Raw genomic sequence first — 7,993 nt, forward strand, 5'->3', positions numbered from 1 at the left:
CCATGTTTCAGGGGCTGAGCCACAAAGATCAGAGGCGCTCGGTCACCCAGGCCTGCACACTGGCCATGGCCTGAGGCAAAGCTTTGGCGTCGGTGCCGCCGGCCATGGCCATGTCGGCCTTGCCACCGCCTTTGCCGCCCACTTGGGCTGCCACAAAGTTGGCCAGTTCCCCGGCCTTGACCTTGCCCACGCTGTCGGCCGTGACGCCCGCGGCTATCTGCACCTTGTCGCCATCGACCGCTGTGAGCACGATCACGGCGGTCTTGAGCTTGTCCTTGAGCTTGTCCATGGTGTCGCGCAGGGTCTTGGCGTCAGCCCCCTCCAACTTGGCCACCAGCAGCTTGACGCCCTTGATGTCCACCGCCTGAGTCATGAGTTCATCACCCTGGGCCGAGGCCAGCTTGCCTTTGAGCGCCGACATTTCCTTTTCGAGCGCCTTGACCTGATCCAGCACCTGGGCGATGCGGTGGTTCAACTCGGCCGGCTGGGCCTTGAGCGCGCCAGCCGCTTGCGTGACCGTGTCTTCCAGCGATTGCAAATACGACAAGGCGTTCACACCCGTCACGGCCTCGATGCGGCGCACCCCGGCGGCCACGCCGCTCTCGCCCACCACCTTGAACAAGCCAATATCGCCTGTGGCTTTCACGTGGGTGCCGCCACACAATTCGCGGCTGCTGCCGATGTCGAGCACCCGCACAGTTTCGCCGTACTTCTCGCCAAACAGCATCATCGCGCCTGTCTTCTGGGCCGATTCGATGTCCATCACGCGGGCTTGCGCTGCGGCGTTGGCCAGAATTTCGGCATTGACCCGGGCTTCGATCTGGCGGATCTCGGCATCGGTCAAGGGAGCGTTGTGGGCAAAGTCAAAACGGGTGCGTTCGGCATTGACCAAGCTGCCCTTTTGCTGGACATGGCTGCCCAACACCTCGCGCATGGCCTTGTGCATGAGGTGGGTGGCGCTGTGGTTGCGCACGGTGGCGGCACGCAGCTCGGTGTCCACATGGGCTTGCACGGCATCGCCCACCTTCAGGCTGCCGGACTTTAAGGTGCCGTGGTGGCCGAACACATCGGCCTTGATCTTCAGCGTGTCTGCCACCTCGAACTGGGCGCCCGCGTTGTGCAGCATGCCCTGGTCGCCAACCTGACCACCCGATTCGGCATAAAACGGGGTGGTGTCCAGCACCACCACGCCAGCTTGTCCAGCTTGCAAAGCCGTCACGGCCACACCATCGGCATACAAGGCCTGCACTTTGGCATGCGCGGTCAGCGCGTCATAGCCCACAAAATCGTTGCCCTCACCGGTGTAATCCAGCGCCTTGTCCATCTTGAACTTGCCCGCAGCGCGGGCTTGGGCCTTTTGCTTTTCCATGGCCACGGCAAAACCGGCTTCGTCCACCGACAGGTCGCGCTCGCGGCAAACATCGGCCGACAAATCAAGCGGAAAGCCATAAGTGTCGTGCAGCTTGAAGGCCACGTCACCGGGCAAAACCTTCACGCCTCCGTCGAGGGCTGCATCCAGAATCTGCATACCGCTTTGCAGGGTCTCAAAAAAGCGCTCTTCTTCAATGCGCAGGATGTCGGTGATGCGCTCGGCCTGGTCGGCCAGGTTGGGGTAAGCCGCGCCCATGAGCTTGACCAGGTCGGGCACCAGCTTGTGGAAAAAAGGTGTTTTCTTGCCCAGCTTGTAGCCGTGCCGAATGGCCCGGCGCACGATGCGGCGCTGCACGTAGCCGCGGCCTTCGTTGCCGGGCACCACGCCATCGCTCACCAAAAATGCCGTCGCGCGAATGTGATCGGCGATCACGCGCAATGACTTGTTGTTCAGGTCGGCGCACCCGGTTTCGCGGGACGCGGCCTTGATCAGCGCGTCAAAAATATCAATTTCGTAGTTGCTGTGAACATGCTGCAGAATCGCAGCAAGCCGTTCGAGGCCCATGCCGGTGTCCACGCAGGGTGCGGGCAGCGGCGTCACGGCACCGGTCTCGTCCATGTTGAACTGCATGAACACGTTGTTCCAGATTTCGATGAAGCGGTCGCCGTCTTCATCGGGGCTGCCAGGGGGGCCGCCCGGAATGTGGTCGCCATGGTCGTAAAAAATCTCGCTGCAAGGGCCGCAGGGGCCGGTGTCGGCCATCATCCAGAAGTTGTCAGATTTGTAACGGCCACCTTTGTTGTCGCCAATGCGGATGATGCGGGCTTCTTCTTTGATGCGTTCAGGCGTCCAACCGGCTTTGACAAAAATGCCTTCCCAAATGGCATAGGCCTCATCGTCTTCCATGTACACCGTGGCGTACAGCTTGTCGGCGGGCAGCTTGTAGACCTGGGTCAAAAGTTCCCACGCCCACTCCAGAGACTCGCGCTTGAAATAGTCCCCAAAAGACCAGTTGCCCAGCATTTCAAAGAAGGTGTGGTGGCGCGCGGTGTAGCCCACGTTTTCCAGATCGTTGTGCTTGCCGCCGGCTCGCAGGCAGGCCTGTACCGAAGCTGCGCGCACATACGAGCGCTTGTCAGAGCCCAAAAACACGTCCTTGAACTGGACCATGCCCGAGTTGGTGAACATCAAGGTCGGGTCATTGCCCGGCACCAACGGGCTGGACGCCACCACGGTGTGACCCTTGGACTCAAAAAAGTCCAGAAAAATCTTGCGGATGTCGGCAACGGAAATGACAGCTTGGCTCATGGTTTTGATGGCTTTCTAATGCAACCAGTGATTATAAGATTTCGCCCAACCGCCCTCTGTGGCCAAGCCCGCAGCTTGTCTGTGCGACAGGGAGACAGGCGGCGCCTTGGCCCTGCGCTAAGCTTCTGGTCACTGAATGGTTTGAATAACCCCATAAAACACACACGGAGAACCCGATGAACCCCACCACATCCCCCCTCGCCCAGCTCAAAGACCCCAGCCTGCTCAAGACCGACGCGCTGATCAACGGCCAATGGGTGGCGGGCAAGAGCCGCTTTGACATCACCGACCCGGCCACTGGCCAGGTTCTGGCCAACGTGGCCAACCTCGGCCCTGCCGAAACCGAAGCCGCCATTGCAGCAGCCAACGCCGCCTGGCCTGCCTGGAAAGCCAAAACCGCCAAAGAGCGCAGCATCATTTTGCGCAAGTGGTACGACTTGCTGATGGCCAACCAGGACGATCTGGGCCGCATCATGACCGCCGAGCAAGGCAAGCCCTTGCCCGAGGCCAAAGGCGAAGTGGCCTATGGGGCCAGCTTTGTGGAATGGTTTGCCGAAGAAGCCAAGCGCATCAACGGCGAAACCCTGCCCCAATTCGACAACAACCGCCGCCTGTTGGTGCTCAAGCAACCGATTGGTGTGTGCGCGGCCATCACCCCCTGGAACTTTCCACTGGCCATGATCGCCCGCAAAGTGGCCCCTGCCCTGGCCGCCGGTTGCCCCGTGATCATCAAACCCGCCGAACTCACGCCACTGACCGCCCTGGCTGCGGCCGAGCTGGCCATGCGTGCCGGCATTCCGGCTGGCGTGCTCAACATGATCACCGCCGACAGCGACAACTCGATTGCCGTGGGCAAAGTGCTTTGCGCCAGCGACGTGGTGCGCCACATCAGCTTCACAGGCTCCACCGAAGTGGGCCGCATCCTGATGGCGCAGTCCGCGCCCACAGTGAAAAAAATGTCGCTGGAATTGGGTGGCAACGCCCCGTTCATCGTGTTTGAAGACGCCGACATCGACAGCGCGGTCGAGGGTGCGTTTGCCAGCAAATACCGCAACGCCGGCCAGACCTGCGTGTGCACGAACCGCTTTTATGTGCAAGAAGCCGTGTACGACGAATTCGTCCAAAAATTCGCCGCCAAAGTCAAGACTGCCAAAGTGGGCAATGGCTTTGAAGACGGCGTCAGCCAAGGCCCCTTGATCGAAGAAGCCGCCCTGACCAAAGTGCAACGCCATGTGGACGATGCCGTGGCCAAAGGCGGGCGGGTGCTGGTCGGTGGCAAGCGCCTGTCCAGCTTGGGCTCTGGCCAATTCTTTGAACCCACCGTGGTGGCCGATGCCACAGCCGACATGCTCTGCGCCAAAGAAGAAACCTTTGGCCCCTTCGCGCCTGTCTTCAAATTCAAGACCGAACAAGAAGCGATTGACGCAGCGAACAACACCGAATTTGGTCTGGCCAGCTACTTCTACAGCCGCGATGTGGGCCGAATTTTCCGCGTGAGCGAGGCCCTTGAATACGGCATGGTGGGAATCAACGTGGGCATATTGGCCACCGAGCACGTGCCCTTTGGCGGCGTCAAGCAGTCGGGCTTGGGCCGTGAGGGCTCACACCATGGCATGGACGACTATGTGGAAATCAAATTCCTCTGCATGGGCGACATCCTGAAGTAAAAACCTGCACGAATAAATTCAGCAAGAACCCACTTCAAAGGACCGATTTATTTGAACGTTCAGTCAAACCCCGCAGGGGGTTGCCAAATTGAAAGTCTTGCAGCAGTTCACGGTGAACCCAAGCCACTGGATTGGCCCAAGCAGGTTCTGCCCGAAGACTCCATTCAACAAAAGGTGCCAAAAAAGGCTTGTTTGTCCAAAGAGCAGGCCTGGCCACCTGCGTGTAAGCGGGAGATGACACCCATGCGTTCCCTGGCCACCAACTCGTAAATAAACAAATCGCTATCAACAGCGAGAGTAACCACGGCTGGCATTGCTGCAAGAACCCCTGCTGTCGAAAAGCGATCAATAGCAAGGAACTCAGTCCTGCAAAAAATTGGCAAAGATTCAGCAATCCGAAAAGAAGCGATGCACCAAGAACGATGGGAGCCATCACCGTTTTTCGGTAAGAATTTTGCAATTACTGCTGTGTTAACGGGGGCAGCAATATGCCACGTAATCGTTCACCCTCAGTCCATCCTGTTTCCACCTCACTCGGGGACAAGCCCAAAACTGACGAAGCCCAAAGGGCGCTCATGACAGGCCTAATTTCATCGGGTACTGGACCATCCGTCAAAACGTTGCCACGCAAAAAGACCCGCCCTTGGAGTGCATCCTGCGTACTCAGATTAGACTGAAAGCTCATCACCATATCTGCTTGATCAGCACGTGAAACGATGGTGTCGACCAAGGCTTTTTGCAAATGCCACATGCAAGTCAGACCCAGGGCACAACTCAAAATTGTTAACAACCACCGTGAATTAAAAAATCTGTCCAACCAACGTATCAATAGCAGAGCCAAGCCCAAACCAGATACGACTCTGCCCCACAATTCAATATCATTTAACTCAACCGCGGCTTCGCTTAAACGCAAATCACCAGCCAACTCAAGTAAACGGTGATTAAAGGACAACTCGAATACCGCATATGCCGCTAAAAGACTCAAAAACCAAAGCTGCAGGTGTATTGGATTTTTTTTCAAAGAAGGAAACCGCATCTCAAAATTTTAACTTTATGTATTTCACAGAGGTGTCGCATATGGCATTCACATTGCGTCTAAAATCTAAGCTTAAGCGGGTGTCGTTTAATGGCAGGACTTTTGCTTCCCAAGCAAATAACGTGGGTTCGATTCCCATCACCCGCTCCACTTTTTCCGCTTCAAGTTTTCTTCAATGCAAAAGGCCCCTAACGGGGCCTTTTGCATGGGGTGCATTCAAATAGATCAGAAGATCAGCTTCACACCCGTCTTGCTTTGCAGCACCTCGGGCGTGACGCCTGGGGCCAACTCCACCACCTTCAGGCCATCCGGCACCACGTCCATCACGGCCAGATCGGTGATGATGCGGTCGACCACGCCCACGCCGGTCAGTGGCAAGGTGCAGTTGGGCAAAATCTTCATGTCTTCGCTGCCGTCTTTCTTTTTGGCCACGTGCTCCATCAGGATGATCACGCGCTTCACGCCGGCCACCAAATCCATCGCACCGCCCATGCCCTTGACCATCTTGCCGGGGATCATCCAGTTGGCCAGATCGCCCTTTTCGCTCACCTGCATAGCACCCAGAATCGACAAGTTGATCTTGCCGCCACGAATCATGGCGAACGACTGCTCGCTGCCAAAAATCGACGAGCCCTTGATGGTCGTCACGGTCTGCTTGCCTGCGTTGATCAGGTCGGCATCGACCTCGTCTTCGGTCGGGAAAGGGCCAATGCCCAGCATGCCGTTTTCACTTTGCAGCCACACCTCTTTGTCGGCGGGTACGAAATTGGCCACCAGGGTCGGGATGCCAATGCCCAGGTTCACATAGAAACCGTCTTCCAGTTCGTGGGCCGCACGCGCGGCCATTTGGTCTTGACTCCAGCTCATATCAAACTCCCCCCTTTTCAGTGATGGTGCGCTTTTCAATGCGCTTTTCGGGTGTTGCGTTCAACACGATGCGGTGCACATAAATGCCGGGCAAATGCACGCTGTCCGGGTGCATGTCGCCGGTCTCGACAATTTCTTCGACCTCGACAACACACATCTTGCCCGCCATGGCGACAGCAGGGTTGAAGTTGCGCGAGGTGTAACGGAACTGCAGGTTGCCGGACTTGTCGGCACGGTGCGCCTTGACCAGCGACACATCGGGCAGCAGCGCATGCTCCATCACGTAAGTCTCGCCGCCAAAGTCACGCAACTCTTTGCCTTCGGCCACCAAGGTGCCCACACCGGTTTTGGTGAAGAAAGCCGGAATGCCCGCGCCACCAGCACGCAGCTTTTCGGCCAGCGTGCCCTGGGGAGTGAACTCCAAAGCCAGCTCGCCGGCCAGGTATTGGCGCTCGAACTCTTTGTTTTCGCCGACGTAAGACGAAATCATTTTCTTGATCTGGCGGGTCTGCAGCAGCTTGCCCAAACCAAAATCATCAACCCCTGCGTTGTTGGAAATGGCGGTCAGGTTTTGCACACCGCTGTCGCGCAAGGCGTCGATCAGGGCTTCGGGAATACCGCACAGGCCAAAACCGCCCACGCCTATCAGTTGCCCGTCAGCCACGATGCCTTTCAAGGCCTCGGCTGCGGATGGAAAAATCTTGTTCACACCGGTCTCCAGAGAAGGAAGAAGGCTTTACGATACTACGTAAGCAACTACGTAGTTTTTCGTAGAGCGCAGCCCTTAGCCCCAGCATAAATTCTTAGCCAGGAAACCACGAAGTCAGCACACCATGAACCAGGACATCGATTACCGCCTCGCCTTTGAGCTGGCCCCGGTCGGCATGGTGCTGTCGCGCAACCGCACCATGGTCGACTGCAACCAGCGCGTGTGCGACATGTTCGGCACCACCCGCGAGCAGCTCATCGGCCAAAGCTTTCAACTGCTTTACCCCAGCGCCGACGAGTACGAGCGCACCGGCCAACGCATCACCCCGATCCTGAACGCCAAGGGCGTGTATGCCGATGACCGTGTCATGAAACGAGTGGATGGGCGCTTCAAAGGCGAAACCTTTTGGTGCCACGTGACGGGCCGCGCCCTAAACCGCGACGCCCCACACGAAGCAGGCATCTGGACCTTTGAAGACTTGTCAGCGCGCAAAGCCGTCAAAGCCGAACTCACGGCCCGCGAACGCGAGGTGGCCGCCCACCTGATGGATGGCCTGACCAGCAAAGAGATCGGCCGCGCTCTGGGCATCAGCCATCGCACGGTGGAGATTTACCGGGTCAAACTGATGCGCAAATACCAGGCATCGGGGGCGGCCGATCTGATTCAAAAGTTGATGCGGGGATAGGAATTGCCCTTGCCCTTGGCCACTGCCAAACAGACCCATCAAGCTTTAGGGCTACGCTGAATAAGTCCACCGCATTGGGTGCTGTTTCGTTATAGATCGATGAAACAACAGACCCTTGCCCTAGCGGCCGATGCAGGAGCCGGATTCGAACAATACCGTCGCGCAACCAGGCGCGACGTGTTCCTCTCCACAATGAATGAGATCGTTCCGTGGCATGCGCTATGACCTTGCCCCCGAAAAACGTACTGCTTAGCTGATGGTTAAAAATCAGTTCAAGGAGAACGAAATGAGTGAAACGAGGAAACGGGCCAAGTACACGCTGGAATTCAAGATGGAGGCGGTCAGGCTG

At 57.6% G+C, this 7,993-nt stretch carries 7 protein-coding genes, 1 tRNA gene and 1 pseudogene; 4 read left to right on the top strand and 5 right to left on the bottom strand.

Annotation, left to right across the window (positions count from 1 at the left end; all coding sequences use genetic code 11):
• Positions 1-28: 28 nt before the first annotated feature.
• Positions 29-2,680 (bottom strand): alanine--tRNA ligase, encoded by a 2,652-nt coding sequence (alaS, locus tag B9Z45_RS03745; RefSeq protein WP_108405888.1) that lies wholly within the window; start codon positions 2,678-2,680, stop codon positions 29-31.
• 176 nt (positions 2,681-2,856) lie between these two features.
• Between alaS and B9Z45_RS03750 the strand changes: the two genes are divergently transcribed.
• Positions 2,857-4,347: an NAD-dependent succinate-semialdehyde dehydrogenase gene (locus B9Z45_RS03750; protein WP_108405889.1), complete on the top strand. Its 1,491-nt coding sequence runs from the start codon at positions 2,857-2,859 to the stop codon at positions 4,345-4,347.
• A gap of 34 nt (positions 4,348-4,381) precedes the next feature.
• Here B9Z45_RS03750 and B9Z45_RS16870 read toward each other — a convergent pair whose 3' ends face one another.
• Both B9Z45_RS16870 and B9Z45_RS03755 read right to left on the bottom strand, forming a co-directional pair.
• Positions 4,382-4,780, bottom strand: coding sequence for a hypothetical protein (locus B9Z45_RS16870; RefSeq protein WP_146180870.1), 399 nt, complete (start codon positions 4,778-4,780; stop codon positions 4,382-4,384).
• 27 nt (positions 4,781-4,807) lie between these two features.
• Positions 4,808-5,383, bottom strand: a complete 576-nt coding sequence (locus tag B9Z45_RS03755) for a hypothetical protein (protein ID WP_108405890.1) — start codon at positions 5,381-5,383, stop codon at positions 4,808-4,810.
• A 76-nt stretch (positions 5,384-5,459) separates the two neighbouring features.
• Between B9Z45_RS03755 and B9Z45_RS03760 the strand changes: the two genes are divergently transcribed.
• A tRNA-Gly gene (locus B9Z45_RS03760) sits at positions 5,460-5,533 on the top strand.
• A 75-nt stretch (positions 5,534-5,608) separates the two neighbouring features.
• Here B9Z45_RS03760 and B9Z45_RS03765 read toward each other — a convergent pair.
• Positions 5,609-6,250 (bottom strand): 3-oxoacid CoA-transferase subunit B, encoded by a 642-nt coding sequence (locus tag B9Z45_RS03765; RefSeq protein ID WP_108405891.1) that lies wholly within the window; start codon positions 6,248-6,250, stop codon positions 5,609-5,611.
• 1 nt (position 6,251) lies between these two features.
• Positions 6,252-6,959: a CoA transferase subunit A gene (locus B9Z45_RS03770; RefSeq protein WP_108405892.1), complete on the bottom strand. Its 708-nt coding sequence runs from the start codon at positions 6,957-6,959 to the stop codon at positions 6,252-6,254.
• A 124-nt stretch (positions 6,960-7,083) separates the two neighbouring features.
• Here B9Z45_RS03770 and B9Z45_RS03775 point away from each other — a divergent pair, with 124 nt between their 5' ends.
• Both B9Z45_RS03775 and B9Z45_RS03780 read left to right on the top strand, forming a co-directional pair.
• Positions 7,084-7,644, top strand: a complete 561-nt coding sequence (locus B9Z45_RS03775; RefSeq protein WP_108405893.1) for a LuxR C-terminal-related transcriptional regulator — start codon at positions 7,084-7,086, stop codon at positions 7,642-7,644.
• Between the two features lie 99 nt (positions 7,645-7,743).
• Positions 7,744-7,866, top strand: a pseudogene (locus B9Z45_RS03780) (IS5/IS1182 family transposase); the annotation flags it as partial.
• Positions 7,867-7,993: the final 127 nt, after the last annotated feature.

This window comes from Limnohabitans sp. 2KL-17, assembly GCF_003063415.1.
Classification (GTDB): domain Bacteria; phylum Pseudomonadota; class Gammaproteobacteria; order Burkholderiales; family Burkholderiaceae_C; genus Limnohabitans_A.